The organism is Caballeronia sp. GAWG2-1 (assembly GCF_023631405.1).
Lineage (GTDB): Bacteria > Pseudomonadota > Gammaproteobacteria > Burkholderiales > Burkholderiaceae > Caballeronia.
This window is the reverse complement of the sequence record NZ_JALQDD010000009.1, coordinates 72,582-92,291: the sequence shown is the minus strand read 5'-3', so window position 1 is coordinate 92,291 and position 19,710 is coordinate 72,582. Positions and strand designations below refer to the sequence as shown.

The following is a 19,710-nucleotide window of genomic DNA, read 5'->3' as shown; positions in this document are numbered from 1 at the left end:
GGTTTGTGCGAGCCGCGCGCGTCTTTGAGCGACTCACGAAACTTGCGATCCTGGTCGAGCCGAATCGCCACATGCTTCAGGCACGAACGGTGCGAATCGACGCAATGTTCGCTGCACGCCTATCATCGTCGACATGACCGATTCCCGAACGCCCTACTTCACGCCCCGCGACGATGCCCTCGCGCTCCTGACGCTCACGGAGTTGCGTTCGCTCGAAGCGCGCGCCGCCGCCGCGCTGCCGCCTCACACGCTGATGGCCCGCGCAGGCGCCGCCGCCGCACAGCTTCTGCTCGATACGCGCGACTTTCATACGAAGAAGCCCGTCTGGATCGTCGCCGGCCCCGGCAACAACGGCGGCGATGCGCTCGTGATGGCCGAGCGGCTTCACCGCGCGGGCGTGACGGTGCGCGTGTGCATGCCGGTCGAGGTCAAGCCCGACGACGCCCGCTGGGCGCTCGAAGCGGCGCGTGCCGCAGGCGTGACGATCGACACCGAAGTCCCCGCATCGTTCGATGAATTCGGCTGGCTGGTCGACGGCATGTTCGGCATCGGCCTGACACGGGTGCTGGACGGCGTGTTCGCCGGCATCGCGACACGTCTGTCGCAAAGCGCGCGCGATGCCGACAGCCGCGACCACGGCCGAGTGCTCGCGCTCGACGTCCCGAGCGGTCTCGACAGCGACACCGGCGCACCCGTCGCGGGTGGCGCAAGCGTGCGCGCGAACGAGACGATCACGTTCATCGGCGCGAAGCCGGGCCATTTCACGGCGGAAGGCCGCGATCTGTGCGGCACGCTGCACGTCGCCACGCTCGACATCGAGCCGCCCGCCGCGCCTTCCATCGTGCTCAACGTGCCGGCCCTTTTCGCGGCCCACATGCCGCCGCGCGACAATGCGACCAACAAGGGCACATTCGGCACGCTTGCCGTGATTGGCGGCGATACCGGCATGTGCGGCGCGCCCATCCTCGCCGCGCGCATGGCGCTCTACGGCGGCGCGGGCAAGGTCAACGTGGCGTTTCTAGGCGAAGGTGCGCCGTCCTACGATCCGCCGCATCCCGAACTGATGCTGCATCACGTCGACGACTTCGCGCTCGAAAAAATGGACGCGCTTTCGATCGGCTGCGGCATGGGCAAGAGCGACCGCGCGAGAAAAGTGCTCGCCGATGTCCTGAAGCTCGACGCCGCCAAGCTGCTCGACGCCGATGCGCTCAATCTCGTCTCGAAGGACGACGCCCTCGCCGCAGAAGTCGCGGGACGCGGCGCCAGGGGCGATCCGTGCGTGCTCACGCCGCATCCGCTAGAAGCCGCGCGGCTCTTGCAAACCGATGCAAAGGCGGTTCAGGCGGACCGCATCGCGGCCGCGCGTCGGTTGGCAACGCGTTATTCGGCGGTCATCGTGCTGAAAGGCTCGGGCACGGTCATCGCGTCGCCGGATGGCCGCGTCGCCATCAATCCGACCGGAAACGCAGGACTCGCCACCGGTGGCACCGGCGACGTGCTCGGCGGATTGATCGGAGCATTGCTCGCCCAAAAGTTGCCTGCGTATGAGGCGGCGCTGGCAGGCGTGTACTTTCACGGGCAGGCCGCCGAGCATCTGGCGAGCGATGGCACCGGGCCTGCGGGACTGACGGCGGGCGAACTTGCGCCTGCCGTGCGCAGTCTCATCAATCGGCGCTTCTATAAACGGCAGCAGCGCGCCTAATTTGTCCGAGGCTTGCACGGCGCCGCGATGACGCCTTGCAAGCATTCGTTCATGCATCGTCGCTATACTGCCTCTTGCTTCTTACATTCGAGCATCCGCGGCACCGCTGGTCGCGTTCACGAACTGACTGACGCCTCCCGCCAAGCCGCCTCTGCACGAACGTTTCCTTTGTCACTCAGGACTATCGAACCGTTATGACGCTCAAATCGCTACCCGCCTGGTCGGCGCTCCAATCGCACTACGATGCCATCTCCGGCGAGCGCCTGCGCGACTGGTTCGCGCCGCAAAACGACACCGCGCCCACGCGCGCCGAGCGCTTCACGTTCGACGGCGGCGGTATCAGCATCGACTTCTCCAAGAACCGCATCACCGACGCCACGCTCAAGCTGCTCATTCAACTCGCCGAAGAGGCGAAGGTGACCGAGCGCCGCGATGCCATGTTCGCGGGCGATATCGTCAATATCACGGAACATCGCGCGGTGCTGCATACGGCGCTGCGCGCGCAATCCGACGACGCGCCCTTCGCCGAACAGGTCCGCGCCGAGCGCGCGAAAATGGCCGCGTTCGCCGACAAGGTCCGCGACGGCTCGTGGACCGGCTATACCGGCAAGCGTATCCGCCATGTGGTGAACATCGGCATCGGCGGCTCGGACCTCGGGCCGAAGATGGTCGTGCACGCGCTGCATCATCTGGCATCGAAAGAACTCGACACGCATTTCGTCTCCAATGTCGATGGCGCCGATCTCTGGAACGTGCTCCAGCAAGTCGATGCCGAAGAGACGCTCGCGATCATCGTCTCCAAGACCTTCACAACGCTCGAAACCATGACCAATGCGCACTCCATGCGGGATTGGTTCTTGAAGCAGGGCTGCCCGGAAAGCGAGCTTTCGAAGCACTTCGTCGGCGTCTCGGCGAACCCGGCGGAAGTGGTCAAGTTCGGCATCGCGAAAGAAAACGTCTTCGAGATGTGGGACTGGGTCGGCGGGCGCTATTCGCTGTGGTCGGCGGTGGGCCTGTCCATCGTGATCTCGGTCGGACCGAAGAACTTCGACGCGCTGCTGGAAGGCGCGTACGCGATGGATCAACACTTCCGCGAAGCGCCGCTCGACAAGAATCTGCCCGTGCTGATGGGCATGATCGGCATCTGGTATCGCAACTTTTTCGGCTCGCAGAGCGATCTGATCGCGCCTTATTCGCAGGCGCTGCACTATCTGCCTTCGTATCTTCAGCAACTGGAGATGGAAAGCAACGGCAAGTCGGCGACGCTGGCAGGCGGCATGGTCGATTACCCGACCGCTGCCGTGATCTGGGGCGAGCCCGGCACGAACGGCCAGCACGCGTTTTTCCAGATGCTGCATCAAGGGCCGACCATCATCCCGATCGATTTCATCGCCGTGCTCACGCCTGAGCATCCGCTCGTCGATCACCATGCGAAGCTGCTCGCCAACTGCTTCGCGCAAAGCGAAGCGCTGATGCTCGGCCGCACGCTCGAAGAGGCGAAGAAGGTCGCGGGTCCGGGCAAGGAAGAACTTGCCACGCATTTGAGCTTTCCGGGGAATCGGCCGACCACGACCATCATTCTCGATGCGCTCACGCCCGAGGCGCTCGGCGCGCTCATCGCGCTGTACGAACACAAGGTGCTCGTGCAGGGCGCGGTGTGGGACGTGAACTCGTTCGATCAGTGGGGCGTGGAACTCGGCAAGATTCTCGGCAAGGTGGTCGAGGCGGATATCACCGCCGCGAGCGCCGATCCGAAGAAGCACGATGCCTCGACCTCCGCGTTGATCGAGCGCGCGCGCAAGGCTCTGAAGTATTGACGGCTGGTTGCGTCGTTAAAGCCCGCATCGCCCGCATCGGCCGATGCGGGCTTTTTTATACGCTCAGGCCATTGACGAGCCGCCCTGCTTCGATTGTCACGGTGGCATCGCAACGTTCGGCGAGTTCGACGTCGTGCGTGACGAGCACGAGCGTCGCGCCGTTGCGTTCGTTCATCGCGAACATGAGATCGATGATGGCATAGCCCGTGGCGGCGTCGAGGCTGCCGGTGGGTTCATCGGCGAACAGCACCGCCGGATGCGTGACGAAGGCGCGCGCCAACGCCACGCGTTGCTGTTCGCCACCGGACAGCAGCTTGGGATAATGCGCCGTGCGTTGCGCGAGACCGACCTGATCGAGCAGCGAGCGCGCGCGTGCGGCAATCTGATCGTGCGGCAACTCCGCGCGCAGTTCGAGCGGCAGCATGACGTTCTCGAGCGCGGTGAGATGCGGCATCAACTGGAACGACTGGAACACGAAACCGACCGCGCCGCTTCTGAGCGCGGCGCGCTGGTCTTCATCGAGCGTGGAAAGCTCCTTGCCCAATAAACGAACCGAGCCCGCACTCGCGCTGTCCAAACCCGCGAGCAGGCCGAGCAGTGTCGACTTGCCCGAGCCCGATGCCCCGACGATCGCCACGCTGCTGCCCTTCGCGATGGACAGATCGATCTGATCGAGTATCGTGAGCTCGCCCGTTGCGTCCTTCACCCGCTTGCTTAAACCCCGAACTTCGATGACCGGCTCGATATTGTTTTGCATGGACACCCTGAAAAAGAACTGGAGCACGCGTGCTTGCGTCGCCTTGACAATGCTTGCGGCAAGTTCCGCGCTGCATGCACAAGACGCAGCGACGAACAAGCCTGCAATCGTCGTGCTCGGCGACAGCCTTTCCGCCGAATACGGATTGCCTCGCGATACCGGCTGGGTCAATCTGCTGCGCCAAAGGCTTGCGAAAGAGCGTCTCGATTATAGCGTCGCCAATTCGAGCATCAGCGGCGACACCACGAGCGGCGGACGCGCGCGATTGACCGCCGTGCTCACGCGTATCAAGCCGGCGGTGGTAGTCGTGGAACTCGGCGCGAACGATGCCTTGCGCGGCGTGCCGCTTGCCACCACCGAGACGAATCTGCGTGGAATAGTCGAGGCATCGCAGGCGGCGCATGCGAAGGTTTTACTCATCGGCATGTACGTTCCGCCCAATTACGGCCCCGACTATTCGCAAAAGTTCCACGCCATCTATGAACGCATCGCCAAGGACAAGAATGTGGCGCTCGTCCCTTTCCTGCTTGCCGGGATCGAAAACAAGCCGACGATGTTCCAGTCGGACCAGATTCATCCGACGGTGCAGGCCCAGCCATTGCTATTAGAAAACGTCTGGCCAAGCTTGAAACCCTTGCTGGGCGCAAGTGCGTCGTAACAACGAAGACGCCAGCCGCGACAGCTTTTCCAACAAACGCGGAACACGGCCAAGATTCAGTTATCTGAGACTTTCGCGTAACTCTTATAACCCCGCTCGCAAGAGAGCGCTCTACAAGGAGGTCACGTGAAATACTTCCCTCTGGTTGCATTGACCATCGCGATTTCGGCATGTGCCGCTCAGCCGCCCGCAGGCGTGCAGCAAGTCGGCATGAGCGACAAGCCGGCCAAGGCGGTCGCCGAATGCGTCTCGCATGCATGGGCTGACAAGACGCAACAGCAAGTCGTGTCGCAAGATACGCTTGCCAACGATCAGGCCGTCGATGTCTATGTGCCGGGTCAGCAGCCGCCGAATGGCGCGGCCGCCGTGGTGCGTCCGAAGTGGTCCGGTCCGGGCTCGTGGGTGGGTTTCCGCGCATCGGGTGCCGCTGGCAGCCAGGCGACGGGCGACATTCAGGCTTGCCTGTAAGGACACTGTTGCTGGTTACATCGGGCAGCAATGAAAAAGCCCCGCGTCCTTTCGGACACGGGGCTTTTTTGTGCGACTGACGTTTTACTGCTTCTTATTGATTGGCCGCGGGCACCGGCGCCTGACTCAGCTTGACCTTCGAGCGCGCCTTCAACGAGTCGATATACGCTTCCATCTCGGCTTGAGCATAGACCTGCGCGATCTGCTGCTGCGCGCCGGCGAGACGATCCGCGGCCACCGCGTTGGCTTTCTCGATACCGTTGACGCGATAGATCGCATAGCCGTCCGTGCCGAGATCGACGCCGACGTACGCGGGCAACTTCGAGGCATCCGCCTTGAAGATCGCGCTCAACGCGGCAGGCGGCAAGCCCTGCGCGTCGTTGCGCGAGACGATGATCGGTGACGTAAAGCCATCGGTCGACTTCGATTTCTGCAGATCGGCAAGCTTCGTCTGGCCTTCCTTGAGCGCCATCGCAGCTGCGTCTTGCGCGACGACCTTCGTGCGTACCGCGTCCTTCACGGCGTCGAACGCGGGAACGGTCGAAGCCTTGTAGTCGGTCACGCGCGCGGCGATCAGCGTGTTGTTGCCTGCATCGACGGCTTGGGTGTTGTTGTGATCTTTCACCGAGTCCGGTGAGAACACGGCCGCCAGAAACTTCGCATTGTTGAGCGGATTGTCCTGCGGCAATTGCGTGTTGGGCTTCGGACCGACCGTAGCGGTCTGAACCGTGAGCTTGTATTTGTCGGCCGCGGGCTGCAGCGACTTCGCCTGTTCGTAGACGGTGTCGGTGAAGCCTTGCGCTGCTTCTGCAAAGCCCTTGCTGCCCTGTTGCGCGGCGTAGTCCTTCGCGAGCGCTTCCTTCACTTCGTCGAACGACTGCGTAACCGACGGCTTGACGTCCGTTGCCTGAATGATGTGGTAACCGAAGTCCGACTCGACGATATCGCTCACTTCGCCCTTTTTCAGGCTGAACGCGGCGTCGTCGAAAGCCTTGCCGCCCGCGATCTGACCGCGCGCGAAGTAACCGAGGTCACCGCCCTTCGACGCCGAGCCCGGATCTTCCGAATTCTTCTCCGCTACTTGCGCGAACTGATCGGGATGCGCCTTCACTTGCGCGAGCAGTTGTTCGGCCTTCTGCTTCGCCTTCGCCTTGTCGGCCGCGCTGGCGTCCTTCGGCGCGTTCACGAGGATGTGACTCGCGCGCACCTGACCTTCCGTGCGGTAGCGCTGGATGTTGTCGTCGTAGAACTTCTTGAGATCGGCGTCGCTCGGCTTCGATGCCGCCGCGAGCGTGGACGGCGACAGCACGAGGTACTGAATGGTCGCGGTCTCGGGCGTGGCAAAGTCATTGCGATGCGCGTCGTAGTACGAATGCAGTTGCGCGTCGGTGGGTTGAACTTTCGCGGCGTAATCCGCCGCGCGCAGCGACATGCCCTGCACCGCGCGACGCTGCTCGGACAATTCGGTCAAGCTCTGCGCGAGCGACTTCGAGGTGAACGAAGACTCCTGAATGCTTGCCGGGATCTGCTGATTTGCGATTGTGTAGCGCATGCGCTCGTCGTACTGCGCGGGCGTCATGCCCTGCATGGCGAGCATTTCCTTGTAACGCTCGATGTCGACGGAGCCATCGGGCTTGCGCAGCGACGCGACGATCGGATCGGACAGCAGCGCGCGACGCACGGCGTCGTCGGATGCGGTCAGATGCAGGCGTTGCGTCTCGTCCGACAGCGCGCGCTGTTGCACGAGACTGTCGACCATGGCGGCGCGCGCTTCGGGCGTGTCGAACATGCGGGCGTCGAACTGAGCGCCCAGCATGGAGCGCGCGCGATCCACCTGCTGGCGGAAGGCGTTATCGAATTCGGGGCGCGTGATCTTGTGACCGTTCACGCTGGCGACGTAAGCGCTTTCGTCGAAAAAGTTGCTGAAGCCCTGAATCCCGACAATGCCGAGACCCGGCACGATGATCAGGATCAGCAGGGCCATCATCAGGCGCTGGTGATTACGGAAGAAGTCGAGCATGCGTAGCGCTGCGTGGTTAGAACAAAACGCTCGATATTACAACAGCGCGAGGGGAAAAGGCGACAAGTCGGGGTGTAAGGCTTCCGGTGGGAGCCGCGTTTGGTGGTCCATCTATGTTCCAGGAAGCGGAAAATCCTTCGTACTCAAAGGCTTAACCGTTCATGCGGAAGATTCGGCGGCATTATCGCAATGCCTGCAAATTTGGCGATGCACGAGACGCGTCGACGCTGTAAATTGCTTCGGAATCTTAATCAAGAAGCGGAAAAGAGAAAGTCCCGCAAGCTTGTGACTTGCGGGACTCTTTCAGTCGATCCTGGCGGAGCGGACGGGACTCGAACCCGCGACCCCCGGCGTGACAGGCCGGTATTCTAACCAACTGAACTACCGCTCCTTGGTTGATGCTCAACCCAAACTGCTGTGAACCGGAAACTGGTGGGTGCTGAGAGGCTCGAACTCCCGACCTACGCCTTGTAAGGGCGCCGCTCTACCAACTGAGCTAAGCACCCGTTCCGCGGTTCAAGCGTTGCTGCTTTTTGCTACTCCGTGCTGACCAGAAGCTCATGTAAGAGTTGCCGTATCCAGCGAGTCCGCTAGTTTAGCGCATCCTTCAGCGCTTTGCCAGGCCGAAATTTCGGCACCTTGGCCGCCTTGATCTTGATGGCCGCGCCCGTGCGCGGATTGCGTCCCGTACGCGCCACGCGCTTGCCCACGGCAAAGGTTCCGAACCCCACGAGCGTCACCGTTCCACCCTTCTTCAAGGTCGCGCTCACGCCGCCGATCACGGCTTCGAGTGCACGCCCCGCTGCCGCCTTTGAAAGATCGGCTTGCTCCGCGATATGGTCGATCAGGTCAGTCTTGTTCATTGTGATCCCCGAATCTGTAATGGCACGATGTAGGCGATGTCGTTTCGCATCGAAACGAGCAGCATCGAATTTTCGATTCGATGCGCGGCCATTAAACGCAGCCGAAACGGGAGTGTCAACGAGGGTTGCGCCTGATTTCATCTGCTTTGGAAGCACTGCTCGAATTCGTCGACGCAAACAAAAAGACCCCGCAAGCGTGAACCTGCGGGGTCTTTTTTTACGACTTGGGCCGTAAGTGCGGCAGCGTCAATGAAGCGTGCTCAGTGCTTCACGAACTCGCCGACAGCCGGACCATCTTTCTTCGCTTCAGCGGCCACTGGCGGCTTGGCTTCTTCTTCCGGCAACGGTGCCGGCGCGCGTTCGAGCGCCAGTTCCAACACGCGATCGATCCAGCGAACCGGAATGATCTCGATGGCGTTCTTCACGTTGTCCGGAATGTCGGCCAGATCCTTGGTGTTTTCTTCAGGGATCAGCACGAGCTTGATGCCGCCGCGATGCGCCGCCAGCAGCTTCTCCTTCAACCCGCCGATAGGCAGCACTTCGCCGCGCAGCGTGATTTCGCCCGTCATCGCTACATCCGCACGAACCGGAATACCGGTCAGCACAGAAACCAGCGCCGTCGTCATGGCGATACCGGCGGACGGACCGTCCTTCGGCGTCGCACCTTCGGGCACGTGAATGTGGATGTCCTTCTTCTCGAAGGCCTCGTCCGACACACCGAGACGACGCGAACGCGAACGCACCACCGAGCGCGCCGCTTCGACGGATTCCTTCATCACGTCGCCGAGCGAACCCGTGCGGATCACGCCACCCTTGCCGGGCATGACCGCCGCTTCGATCGTCAGCAAATCGCCGCCGACTTCCGTCCACGCAAGACCCGTCACCTGACCGATCTGGTTTTCCTTCGCGGCCAGACCGAAGTCGTACTTGCGCACGCCGAGGAAGGTGTCGATGTTCGTGCCATCGACCTTCACCGCGCCTTCGGCCTTCTTCAGCAACAGCATCTTCACGACCTTGCGGCAGATCTTCGACACTTCACGTTCGAGCGAACGCACGCCCGCTTCACGCGTGTAGTAGCGAATGATGTCGCGGATGGCTTGTTCCGCCACTTCGATCTCGCCGTCCTTCAGACCGTTGTTGCGCTTTTGCTTCGGCAACAGATAACGCTGCGCAATGCTGACCTTCTCGTCTTCCGTGTAACCCGAAAGGCGGATGACTTCCATCCGGTCGAGCAGCGGCGGCGGTATATTGAGCGAGTTCGACGTCGCGACGAACATCACGTCCGACAGGTCGAAATCCACTTCGATGTAATGGTCCGCGAACGTATGGTTCTGTTCCGGGTCCAGCACTTCGAGCAACGCCGATGCAGGATCGCCGCGGAAATCCATCCCCATCTTGTCGACTTCGTCGAGCAGGAAGAGCGGATTGCGCACGCCGACCTTGGTCAGGCTTTGCAGAATCTTGCCGGGCATGGAACCGATATACGTGCGACGGTGCCCGCGAATCTCGGACTCGTCATGCACGCCGCCAAGCGCCATGCGTACGAACTTGCGATTCGTCGCACGAGCGATGGACTGCCCAAGCGACGTCTTGCCGACGCCCGGAGGCCCGACGAGGCACAGAATCGGCGCCTTCACTTTCTCCACGCGCTGTTGAACCGCGAGATATTCGAGAATGCGTTCCTTGACTTTTTCCAGACCGAAGTGGTCTTCGTCGAGCACGCGCTCGGCATTGGTCAGGTCGTTGTTGACCTTGCTCTTCTTGCGCCACGGAAGACCAATAAGCGTGTCGATGTAATTGCGCACGACAGTGGCTTCAGCCGACATCGGCGACATGAGCTTGAGCTTCTTGAGCTCGGCGTCCGCCTTCTTCTTGGCTTCCTTCGGCATGCGCGCGGCCGTGATGCGCTTCTCGAGTTCTTCGAGATCCGCACCCTCTTCGCCTTCGCCCAATTCCTTCTGGATGGCCTTGACCTGTTCGTTCAGGTAATACTCGCGCTGGCTCTTCTCCATCTGGCGCTTCACGCGGCCACGGATACGCTTCTCGACCTGGAGGATGTCGATTTCAGCTTCGAGTTGCGCGAGCAAATGCTCGAGGCGTTCGATCACAGGGAACATCTCGAGGATGTGCTGCTTTTGATCGAGCTTGAGCGGCAAATGCGCGGCGATGGTGTCCGCGAGACGACCCGCTTCGTCGATGCCCGACAGCGACGTCAGGATCTCGGGCGGAATCTTCTTGTTGAGCTTCACGTACTGATCGAACTGCGACACGATCGCGCGACGCAGCGCTTCAGTCTCGGCGCTGTCGGCGTGGTCGGGTTCGAGCGGCATCACATCGCAGGAAAACTGCGTTTCCTGTTCTTCGATGGACAGCGTCTTTGCGCGCTGCAAGCCTTCGACGAGCACCTTCACGGTACCGTCCGGCAGCTTGAGCATTTGCAGGATGTTGGCGACACACCCTACTTCGTACATGTCCTTTTCGGTCGGCTCGTCCTTCGCCGCCGTTTTCTGGGCGACGAGCATGATGTGCTTGCCACCTTCCATCGCGGCTTCGAGCGCCTTGATCGACTTGGGCCGCCCGACGAAGAGCGGAATCACCATATGCGGGAAAACGACTACGTCGCGCAGCGGGAGCAGCGGCAACGTGATGCGTTCCTGCGGGAGGAGTTGGGTTCCTGACATTTCATTTCCCCATTAATGGAATCGGTTCGTTCGTAAGTAAGGCCGTTAAGAGCTATTGCAAGCCTTTATCGGAAGGGAAAAGTCGTTAGTCGACGACCTGGTCAGTAACGTCCACAATAAACCGAAAAAATAAACAAAGGCCGTTCACGTTGCCATGAACGGCCTTTCGCCGGGACACAGCCTGCTTCAGTTCGACCCTGCTACTTTCGGTGCGTCTTCGTAGATGAGCAACGGCTTGCCGTCGCCGTCGATCGTGTTGTCGTCGACGATCACCTTCGAAACGCCCTTCATGGTCGGCAGCTCGTACATGACATCGAGCAACGCTTGTTCCAAGATCGAACGCAACCCGCGCGCACCCGTCTTGCGACGAATGGCTTTTTGCGCGATGGCCTGCAGTGCCGCCGGACGAATCTCCAGTTCCACGCGTTCCATGGCAAAGAGCTTGTGATATTGCTTCACCAGCGCATTTTTCGGCTCGATCAGAATCTTCACGAGCGCGGCTTCGTCAAGCTTGCCGAGCGTGGCCACAACCGGCAGACGGCCGATCAGTTCGGGAATAAGACCGAACTTGATCAGATCTTCCGGTTCCACATCCCGCAGTACTTCGCCAGCATCGCGATCCTGCTTGCTCTTCACGCTCGCGCCAAAGCCAATGCCGGTTTTTTCCGTACGGTCGGTAATGACTTTCTCGAGCCCGTCGAACGCGCCGCCGCAAACGAACAGGATGTTGGTCGTGTCGACCTGAATGAAGTCCTGGTTCGGATGCTTGCGCCCGCCTTGCGGCGGCACCGAAGCCATCGTGCCTTCGACAAGTTTCAGCAGCGCCTGCTGGACGCCCTCGCCCGACACGTCGCGCGTGATGGACGGGTTATCCGACTTGCGGCTGATCTTGTCGATTTCGTCGATATAAACAATTCCGCGCTGCGCCTTGTCGACTTCGTAATTGCAGTTCTGCAGCAGCTTCTGGATGATGTTTTCGACGTCTTCACCGACATAACCGGCTTCGGTCAGCGTGGTAGCGTCGGCAATGACGAACGGCACGTTCAGCATGCGTGCAAGCGTCTGCGCGAGCAGCGTCTTGCCGGAGCCGGTCGGCCCGATCAGCAAGATGTTGCTCTTCGACAGCTCGATCTCGTCTTTCTTGTCGAGGTGCTTGAGTCGCTTGTAGTGGTTGTACACGGCCACAGCGAGAATTTTCTTCGCGCGTTCCTGGCCGATGACGTACTGATTAAGGATGTCGCTGATTTCCTGCGGGCTCGGCAGGTCGGACTTGGTCAGCCCGGCCTCTTCTGCCGCGCCGGCCGCTTCGTCGCGAATGATCTCGTTGCACAAGTCGATGCATTCATCGCAGATGAACACGGACGGCCCAGCGATGAGCTTCTTCACCTCATGCTGGCTCTTGCCGCAAAACGAGCAATACAGCAGCTTTTCGCTGCTGGAACCTTTTTTGTCCGCCATAAATGTGTGAGCCTCCGGACACTCTTGTTACATGATACGCCCTTCGATCCGGCCACGCAGTTTCGCCTGTGTGGCCCGTCCGAAGCGCGTTTTGGCGCGTTTCGCGTGACGCCGCATGCGCCACTCGCAACAGCCGGCTTCGTGTTTCGTGGAAGCCGGCGCGGCGTCGTTCCGGACGCCTTAAGGACGCTTGTGCAAAACCTGGTCAACGATGCCGTACGCTTGCGCGTCATCGCCCGACATGAAGTTGTCGCGGTCGGTGTCGCGTGCAATGCGCTCGACCGGCTGACCCGTGTGATGCGACAGCAATTGGTTCAGACGCTCCTTCAAGTACAGGATTTCCCGCGCTTGAATTTCGATGTCCGACGCCTGACCACGCGCGCCACCGAGCGGCTGGTGAATCATCACGCGCGCATTCGGCAACGCGACGCGTTTGCCCTTTGCGCCCGACGCCAGCAGGAACGCGCCCATGCTTGCGGCGAGCCCCATGCAAAGCGTGGTGACGTCGGGTTTGACGAATTGCATCGTATCGTAGATCGCCATGCCGGCTGAAACCGAGCCGCCCGGGCTATTGATGTAGAGGCTGATGTCCTTGTCCGGATTTTCGCTCTCGAGAAACAGCAACTGCGCGACGACAAGATTCGCCGACTGATCATTGACTTCGCCGACGAGAAACACCACGCGCTCTTTCAGGAGGCGCGAATAGATGTCATAGGCACGCTCGCCGCGGCCGCTGGTTTCCACGACCATCGGAACGAGGCCGAGCGCCTGGGCTTCGAAGTCCCGCGATGCGTGGGACGCCAGTGTGTCGAGCAATTCAGCGCGAAAGGTCATGCAATTTCCTTGTTCGGAATAGGGATACTGATCGACGAAGGAGCATCCGGTAGAACGGCATGCGTACGCACAAACTTTAATGCAAAAAAGGCGTGAGGGCCGTCAGTCCGACGACCCGCACGCCCCCGGGCTCTACGCGTCAGGCTTGCGCCGTTGCGCTGGCCAGTTCCTCGAAGCTGACTTCCTTGTCGGTCACCTTGGCCTTGCCGAGAACGAAATCGACGACGTTGCTTTCAACGACGTACGCTTCCATTTCGGAGAGGCGCTGCTGATTCGAATAATACCAGCGGACGACTTCCTTCGGGTCTTCGTAGCTCTTGGCGAATTCGTCCACTTCCGCGCGGATCTGCTCGGGCTTGGCCTGCAGTTCGTTGGCCTTCACCAGTTCTGCCAGCACGAGGCCCAGCTTCACGCGACGCTCGGCTTGTTCAGCGAACATTTCGGCGGGGATCGGTGCGTCGGCAGCGTTCGGCACGCCACGTTGTTGCAGATCCTGGCGCGCCATTTCGACGAGACGTTCCTGGTCCTGTTCGATCAGCGCCTTCGGCACGTCGAGTTCGGAAATCTTGAGCAACGCGTCCATGACCTGATTCTTCACGATCTGCTGCGTGCGGCGCTTTGCTTCGCGCTCGAGGTTGTCCTTGATCTCGCCGCGCATTTTCGTGAGATCGCCGTCTTCGATACCGAGCGACTTCGCGAATTCCGCGTCGATTTCCGGCAGATGCGGCCACTCGATCTTTTTCACGGTGACGGCGAACTGCGCGGTCTTGCCGGCGACGTCCTTGCCGTGATAGTCCTCGGGGAACGTAAGGTCGAACTCGCGCGTTTCGCCGACCTTCAGGCCGGTCGCTGCTTGTTCGAATTCCGGCAACATGCGGCCTTCGCCCAAGACGAACGCGAAGTCTTCCGCGCTGCCACCTTCGAACGGCACGCCGTCGAGCTTGCCGATGAAGTCCAGCGTGACGCGGTCGCCTTCCTTGGCCGCCGTGTCCGCGCCGCCGTCGCCATGCTCGCCGCCTTCGCCGCGCGCGTGGAAGTGCACGCGCTGCTTGCGAAGGATGTCGAGCGTACGGTCGACTTCGGCTTCGGAAATGGTCGTGACGGTGCGTTCGATTTCAGCGGTGGCAACGTCGCCGAGCTTCACTTCGGGGTACACCTCGAAAGTGGCGTCGAATGCGTAGTCTTCCGCAGCGGCTTCGACCTTCGGCGCAAAGCTCGGCTGGCCCGCGACGCGCAGGTTTTCGGTGCGCGTGACGTCGAAGAATTCCTTGCCGACCTTGTCGCTCAGCACTTCGGCTTCGACCTGACCGCCGTATTGCTGCGTGACCATCTTGAGCGGCACCTTGCCCGGGCGGAAGCCCGGCATGCGCACGGTCTTGGCCAACTGGCGGATGCGCGAGTCCACTTCCTTCTGCACGGTGTCTTTCGGCAGCGAGATGGTGACGCGGCGTTCGAGCTTGCCGAGGTTTTCAACTACGTTAGCCATGGCTTCAATCGTCCTAGAGTATTCGGGTGTTCGGTGTTCGGTTCTTCCGCGGTTCTGGTTGCGCGGGTCCGGATGAGTTCTGCATGAGCCGCGCCGGGTGCGATGTCGGGCTTCGAAAACGCGCCGCCATGTCGAGACAAGGGAGCGCATCTCGCGACCGCCAGATGTTCGCCAACGCCGAGTCAGCCGGCAGAGCCAAGTATTCTAGCAAACAAATCGCGCGGCCTCTGACCACGAAACCCGCTTGGCCCGTTTCGAGCGATTTGCACGGTTTTTCAGCGCAATTCCGCTCGAAATACACATTTTGAGTCTATCGGCGCGACACTGCGATGGCGGTTATCGCACCTTCGCTATTTTGCTGCGGGCGGAGCGCTGATAAGCTTGCCGGCGCGTGATTCACGAGAAGCGAAAAGAGCGCGCGTTGCGTTGCGCGCTCGATTACCTCAACGCATGAAGCGCACGCGCCATACGCATGGCGACGCGCGATGCAATGCGCATAGATCGGGCTTCGCTTCGGCTTTTTCAACGTCCACTCACACAGAAAATATTCGAGACACCATGCCTAACGTCACGTCTGCCACGTCTGCCCCTGTCGTCGTCATCGCGCCCGATTCGTTCAAGGGTTCGCTTTCCGCCGAGGGCGTTGCCAACGCCATTGCAGAGGGCATTTTGCGCGCGCGACCGGATGCCGAAATACGCACTCATCCAATGGCCGATGGCGGCGAAGGCACGCTCGACGCCATGCTCTCCGCAGGCGGCGAACGACGTCTGCTCAACGTGCGCGGCGCGGCTTCGGCCCGGCGCGACGCGGCGACCGGATTGCTGGCGGATGGCGGCGCGATCATCGAGACGGCCGAAGTAGTCGGCATCACGGACCCGGACGGCATGGCGACGCCCGTCACGGAGCGCAGCACGCTTGGCATGGGCGAGGCGATTCGCGCCCTGCTCGATTCGGGCGCGCGCACGTTCTACGTTGCGCTGGGTGGCAGCAGCACGAACGACGGCGGCGCGGGTCTGCTCGTCGGGCTGGGCTTGAAGCTTTTCGATGCGAACGGGCGCGAACTCGAGCCGGTGCCGTCGGCGTTGGCGAAGATCGCGCGTATCGATGCGTCGGGGCTCGATCCGCGCGTGAAGGAAGCGGAGTTCATCGGCATGTCGGACGTCGATAATCCGCTCACCGGCAAGCACGGCGCGACCGCGATCTTCGGTCCGCAGAAGGGGGTGACGCCGGAGCAAGTGGCGACCATCGATGCCGCCCTCGCGCATTTCGCGGATCGACTCGAACCGGCGATGGGAATCGTCAAGCGCGACGAGCCGGGCGCGGGCGCGGCGGGTGGCCTGGGTTTCGCGCTGCATATGCTGGGCGCGCGCTTCGAAACCGGCGCCGAAGTGGTTGCGCGAGAGATCGGACTGGATGCGGCACTCGAGGGCGCTGACTGGCTAATCACCGGCGAAGGCCGGTCGGACGTGCAGACGTTGCACGGCAAGGCGCCGTTCATCGCCTGCAAGCACGCGCGGGACGCAGGCGTGCCGGCGACGCTTTTGTCGGGCGCGGTGGATTCGGCGGCGCTGCCGCGTCTGTCGGAGTTTTTCAGCGGATGCTTTTCGCCCGCGCCCGGCCCGATCACGCTCGATGTCGCGATTCGTGATGCCGCGCGCTTGCTGGCGAACGAAGCGGAGCAGTTGACGCGGTTGAGGTTTGGAGCGAAGTGAGGGGTCGGTGCTTGCGAAATGGCAAGCGCCAACAAAAAACCCCTTTCAAAAACAAAGGGGTTTGTTTGGTGCGAGGAGCGGGACTCGAACCCGCACACCATTGCTGGCGTCAGGACCTAAACCTGGTGCGTCTACCAATTTCGCCATCCTCGCAGCACGACTTCGAGCGGGGTTTCGTTTTGCCGCGCAACCTTGGTTGCGTGGCGCCGCAAAGCGCCCGGCGCTGTTTCGCCGTGTTCGACACCGGTCCAGTGTGTCGAGCCCGAGATTCTAACGCATTCGTCTGGTGATGTCTGGGAAAATCCGTGACAGCTTTCTAGGGGCGTGATTTTAGCTCAGGGAAAGCATTGAATCTTCAGGAATCCTCGACGTCGATTGTTGCCGGGTTCGAGGATAGTCGCGTCTGTTGTGAGCCACCCGACAGCGAACGATTCAGGGCTCACGCATCCGTTCACGGTTCAAGCATCTCCTCCGGCGCGGCTCGTCAAATTGCGGCGCGCGATTGAGTGCAAGAAGCCGCAGCGTGCATCGTCAGACGGACACGCCGCCCAACTCCACCATGACCACTTCGCCTTTGGCCTGCGAGCGTCCGGCGAAATCGATACCCGATTGCCCCATCAGCTTTTTGATCTCGTCAGGCATCCTTTCGCTTGCTTGCGCTGCCGCAATCGGCCTGTCGATATGCGACAGAAACTGCCGCACGCTAGATGGCGGCAGGAACACGAAAACGTTCAGCGGATAAGACAGCTTTGCATCGCTGGCGCGGTTGGCCGTGATGTGCAGTCCCATGGTCGGCGAGACGTGCATCTGACGCGGACACACTCGAAAATCGAAGCCGAAATCGCTTGCCACGCTTCTCAGGAGAAACGGCAGGCATCTGTCTCCAAACTGCTTGTTCTCGGTCTTGCTGAGGGCCATGGCAGCCTCCGGTGCGCGCGCGGTTCGTTCACGAGCGCCCAGTGTTGCGCGGCGCGAAAACGGCGTCGGTGGGTCGGCGCACATCCGCGTCGATCACCGTGCATCGGGAAGACGTTCGCCGCGCCTGGCAGCGGAGCCTTTCGCGGGCGGATAAAATAGGCGTCGCGTCACGTTCATGCGTCAGAACAATCAAAGCCGGACGCCCCGCCCCACTTGGCCTACCCCACAAGCTCAGTTCGTGAATTTCGACGATTATTGCCAGCAAAAAGCCGCGCCCGAAGGCTCGGGCACTTACTACGCGCTCCGTCGCGCGCCCACGGCGCGTCAGCCGCTTTTGAGCGCGCTCTATGCGTTGCGGCGCGAACTCGAAGAGACCGTGAAGGAAACGAGCGACCCGACCATCGGGCGGACCAAGCACGCGTGGTGGCAAAACGAACTAGGCAAGCTCGATGCCGGTGAACCCACGCATCCCGTGACGAAAGCCTTGCTGGCGCACGCACCGTCCGCGGCGCAACCCGTGCTCGAAGATGCGGGCCGCGCGCTGATCGATGGCTTCGGCATGGATCTCGATCAGGCGCGCTATCTGGACTGGCCAGGACTGCGTCGCTATCTGGAGCAGACTGGCGGCGCGTTCGGAACGGCGGTCGCGCGTGCGACCGCGCGCGATCCGGCGCAGGCCGCGTCGTGGGCGCCGCCGCTCGGCTCGGCGCTCTTGCTGGCCGAGCGCGTGCAGGAGATCGGCGACGACGCGCGACATGGACGCATCTACGTTCCTATCGACGAACTGCAGCGCTTTGGCGTGACGGCGGCGGACATCATCAATCGCAAATACAGCGATAGCTTCACGGAACTGATGCGCTTCCAGACCGAACGCGCCCGACGTGCGCTTGAAGATGCGCTTGCCGCAATACCGCCGGCCGAGCGTTCATCGCAACGTGTTTTGCGCTCGCAGGCGGCGCTGTCGCTTGCGCTGCTCGACGAGATCGAGCGCGAGGGTTTTCAGGTGCTGCACCAGCGGATAGCGCTAACGCCAATTCGGAAGCTCTGGATTACCTGGCGGACGCGATAGGTGCGTGGACAGCGCTTTTCATTGCTGTTGATTCTTCGGCGCGTCGATTGGACGCGGGTCGCAACGGGCTGACGTCGTCACCGCGATTCGAAGGCGCTCGTGAATACCGCCTCCGCCATTTGACCTGCAAACGGCCAATGCACGCGAAGAAACCGCAGCGTTTGCGCAGGAGGCCCAATGCGGCTAGCGATCGGGTCGAACGCGTGAGCGGCAGCTCTTCAATGGCGCGAGCCGGAAACGGAAGACCGCTAGGACATAGCAATAACGTCTACGCCCGAATCAATGGCAGCGCGTCTAAAGTCGGCCTCAGGCTCGCCACCGATTCGAGCTCCGCGCACGCGCTCAGAACCGTCGCATAAACCCGCCTGAAGTCGATGCCGACGCTCACGCCGCCATCGACGTCCAAGTCATCCAAACGTGGCGCTGCCCCATACAGCCCGCCGCTCACGCTTCCACCCAACACAAACTGCGGTGCGGCCGCGCCGTGATCGGTGCCTCGCGCATCGTTTTCACGAGCGGAGCGCCCGAACTCCGAATGACTCATCACGAGCGTGCCGCGCCAGTCGCCCGACGCGATCAACGCGCGTCGCAACGAAGCGAGCCCGTCCGCAAGCTGCGCCAACACACGCGCGTGCTTGGCCGCCTGATGCTCATGCGTATCGAACCCCGGTAGCGTAAGACGCACGAGCGCGACCTTGTCACGTTCAGCGCGCCCGACGATGAAACGCGACGCCGCATCGCATGAAGCGGCAAACGAAGCGCGTGCCTGCCCGATCCATTCGACCGCGCGGCTGGCATTTGCGAAAGGCCCCGCCTCCGCCGTGCCAACGACGCTCGCACGCGTTGCGTCCGAACGCGCAAGCCAGCCATCACGGCGATATTCGGCGGCGCTCGAAGCCGTATCCCAGATTTCGCGGGAGCGAAAATGCGAGCGGCTGGAGCTCGCATACCCCACGCCCTGGACGATGGCGAATTCGCGCGCTTCCCAAGCCGGCATCAACGCGAGCAAGGAAGGATGCAGCCCGGTTTGCTCATCAAGATGCAAGACATGCTCGCGCGGGATCGCAAGCGTCGGCCTGAGCGCGCGATAGCGATCATCGTTGCTCGGGATGACCGTGTTGAGGCCGTCATTGCCGCCGCTGAGTTCGACGAGCACCAACGTCTTGATCGAACGTCGCGCACGCGCCGTGGCGAATCCGTCCGCGCTCGCGCCACCTGCAAGCGCGCCGGCAATCTGCATGAAGCGGCGTCGGTTCATCGCGGCTC

Annotated in this window: 15 protein-coding genes and 3 tRNA genes; 6 read left to right on the top strand and 12 right to left on the bottom strand. The window is 61.7% G+C overall.

All coding sequences use genetic code 11. The features are described from left to right. Nucleotides 1–133: 133 nt before the first annotated feature. Both NCR98_RS07045 and pgi read left to right on the top strand, forming a co-directional pair. Nucleotides 134–1,702, top strand: coding sequence for an NAD(P)H-hydrate dehydratase (locus NCR98_RS07045; protein ID WP_250525847.1), 1,569 nt, complete (start codon nucleotides 134–136; stop codon nucleotides 1,700–1,702). 194 nt (nucleotides 1,703–1,896) lie between these two features. Beyond that, complete coding sequence (gene pgi / locus NCR98_RS07040) at nucleotides 1,897–3,519, top strand: glucose-6-phosphate isomerase (RefSeq protein WP_250525846.1); 1,623 nt, start codon at nucleotides 1,897–1,899, stop codon at nucleotides 3,517–3,519. Between the two features lie 55 nt (nucleotides 3,520–3,574). Here the strand turns inward: pgi and NCR98_RS07035 are convergent, their stop codons facing one another. Beyond that, entirely contained in the window at nucleotides 3,575–4,276 is a 702-nt protein-coding gene (locus tag NCR98_RS07035) for an ABC transporter ATP-binding protein (protein WP_244827920.1), read from the bottom strand. Between NCR98_RS07035 and NCR98_RS07030 the strand changes: the two genes are divergently transcribed. Together NCR98_RS07030 and NCR98_RS07025 are read left to right on the top strand one after the other, a co-directional pair. After that, nucleotides 4,275–4,934, top strand: coding sequence for an arylesterase (locus NCR98_RS07030; RefSeq protein ID WP_502799726.1), 660 nt, complete (start codon nucleotides 4,275–4,277; stop codon nucleotides 4,932–4,934). The two genes, NCR98_RS07035 and NCR98_RS07030, sit on opposite strands and share 2 nt — an antisense overlap. Nucleotides 4,935–5,060: 126 nt before the next feature. Further along, nucleotides 5,061–5,402 (top strand): hypothetical protein, encoded by a 342-nt coding sequence (locus NCR98_RS07025; RefSeq protein WP_250525845.1) that lies wholly within the window; start codon nucleotides 5,061–5,063, stop codon nucleotides 5,400–5,402. A 94-nt stretch (nucleotides 5,403–5,496) separates the two neighbouring features. On the opposite strand, the gene NCR98_RS07020 is transcribed toward NCR98_RS07025, so the two are convergent. The 8 genes from NCR98_RS07020 to tig all read right to left on the bottom strand — a co-directional run bounded on the left by NCR98_RS07020 (nucleotide 5,497) and on the right by tig (nucleotide 14,744). Further along, complete coding sequence (locus tag NCR98_RS07020; RefSeq protein WP_250525844.1) at nucleotides 5,497–7,422, bottom strand: SurA N-terminal domain-containing protein; 1,926 nt, start codon at nucleotides 7,420–7,422, stop codon at nucleotides 5,497–5,499. A 314-nt stretch (nucleotides 7,423–7,736) separates the two neighbouring features. Next, a tRNA-Asp gene (locus tag NCR98_RS07015) sits at nucleotides 7,737–7,813 on the bottom strand. A gap of 39 nt (nucleotides 7,814–7,852) precedes the next feature. Beyond that, a tRNA-Val gene (locus NCR98_RS07010) sits at nucleotides 7,853–7,928 on the bottom strand. Between the two features lie 84 nt (nucleotides 7,929–8,012). After that, nucleotides 8,013–8,426, bottom strand: a complete 414-nt coding sequence (locus NCR98_RS07005; protein ID WP_502799725.1) for an HU family DNA-binding protein — start codon at nucleotides 8,424–8,426, stop codon at nucleotides 8,013–8,015. Nucleotides 8,427–8,545: 119 nt separating this feature from the next. Further along, entirely contained in the window at nucleotides 8,546–10,966 is a 2,421-nt protein-coding gene (gene lon / locus NCR98_RS07000) for an endopeptidase La (RefSeq protein ID WP_244827924.1), read from the bottom strand. Nucleotides 10,967–11,152: 186 nt separating this feature from the next. After that, the gene (gene clpX, locus NCR98_RS06995) at nucleotides 11,153–12,424 is read right to left on the bottom strand and encodes an ATP-dependent Clp protease ATP-binding subunit ClpX (protein WP_244827925.1); all 1,272 of its coding nucleotides are present in this window, start codon (nucleotides 12,422–12,424) and stop codon (nucleotides 11,153–11,155) included. Between the two features lie 180 nt (nucleotides 12,425–12,604). Further along, nucleotides 12,605–13,258: an ATP-dependent Clp endopeptidase proteolytic subunit ClpP gene (gene clpP, locus NCR98_RS06990; protein WP_244827926.1), complete on the bottom strand. Its 654-nt coding sequence runs from the start codon at nucleotides 13,256–13,258 to the stop codon at nucleotides 12,605–12,607. 139 nt (nucleotides 13,259–13,397) lie between these two features. Beyond that, nucleotides 13,398–14,744: a trigger factor gene (gene tig, locus NCR98_RS06985; protein ID WP_250509030.1), complete on the bottom strand. Its 1,347-nt coding sequence runs from the start codon at nucleotides 14,742–14,744 to the stop codon at nucleotides 13,398–13,400. A gap of 558 nt (nucleotides 14,745–15,302) precedes the next feature. Here tig and NCR98_RS06980 point away from each other — a divergent pair. Next, nucleotides 15,303–16,457: a glycerate kinase gene (locus tag NCR98_RS06980; protein WP_250525843.1), complete on the top strand. Its 1,155-nt coding sequence runs from the start codon at nucleotides 15,303–15,305 to the stop codon at nucleotides 16,455–16,457. A gap of 66 nt (nucleotides 16,458–16,523) precedes the next feature. Here the strand turns inward: NCR98_RS06980 and NCR98_RS06975 are convergent. Both NCR98_RS06975 and NCR98_RS06970 read right to left on the bottom strand, forming a co-directional pair. Further along, nucleotides 16,524–16,610 (bottom strand) — tRNA-Leu (locus tag NCR98_RS06975). Nucleotides 16,611–16,988: 378 nt separating this feature from the next. Further along, the gene (locus NCR98_RS06970) at nucleotides 16,989–17,375 is read right to left on the bottom strand and encodes a hypothetical protein (protein ID WP_250525842.1); all 387 of its coding nucleotides are present in this window, start codon (nucleotides 17,373–17,375) and stop codon (nucleotides 16,989–16,991) included. Nucleotides 17,376–17,613: 238 nt separating this feature from the next. On the opposite strand from NCR98_RS06970, the gene NCR98_RS06965 reads away from it, so the two are divergent. After that, nucleotides 17,614–18,444: a squalene/phytoene synthase family protein gene (locus tag NCR98_RS06965; RefSeq protein WP_250525841.1), complete on the top strand. Its 831-nt coding sequence runs from the start codon at nucleotides 17,614–17,616 to the stop codon at nucleotides 18,442–18,444. 268 nt (nucleotides 18,445–18,712) lie between these two features. Here the strand turns inward: NCR98_RS06965 and NCR98_RS06960 are convergent, their stop codons facing one another. Continuing rightward, nucleotides 18,713–19,702 (bottom strand): DUF1501 domain-containing protein, encoded by a 990-nt coding sequence (locus NCR98_RS06960; protein WP_250525840.1) that lies wholly within the window; start codon nucleotides 19,700–19,702, stop codon nucleotides 18,713–18,715. Nucleotides 19,703–19,710 lie beyond the last annotated feature (8 nt).